The sequence below is a fragment of the Dellaglioa sp. CoH-57-MRSF-16 genome, from assembly GCF_056782055.1.
The window spans coordinates 1-297 of record NZ_JBXAXZ010000142.1 but is presented as its reverse complement, the minus strand read 5'-3'; the positions used below and the strand labels follow the sequence as shown (position 1 = coordinate 297).

1 protein-coding gene is annotated in these 297 nt (G+C 50.5%); it reads left to right on the top strand.

Translation table 11 applies throughout. From position 1 onward, the window contains the following. Positions 1-36: 36 nt before the first annotated feature. Positions 37-297 (top strand): hypothetical protein (locus tag AC1RPH_RS08205; protein WP_481762094.1); only part of this gene is annotated, 261 nt, incomplete at its 3' end.

Sequence of the window (297 nt, the reverse complement as noted above, 5' to 3'; positions counted from 1 at the left end):
ACTGCGCTTCAATCAAAATGGCTGGAGACACAGGCTATGGAAGCAGAGCCTCTACTTCTGTGCATCAATTCTAAGGATAGCTCTGATTCACACAGTGGCCTATGGGAAAAGGAAAATTTGGACAAGCTTCTTGGGGATTCTGTAATCCGCGTGCCTGTCGTCAGTCAGGGCCTCAACGAATGGCGGCGCTACCATACGGCAGCATTCCTTGCGACCTTGAAGTTGACGCCGGATCAGATAAACTTTTTCAAGGCCATCATCCCTGACTACAATCCGGACCTCGACCGTACCGTTGAC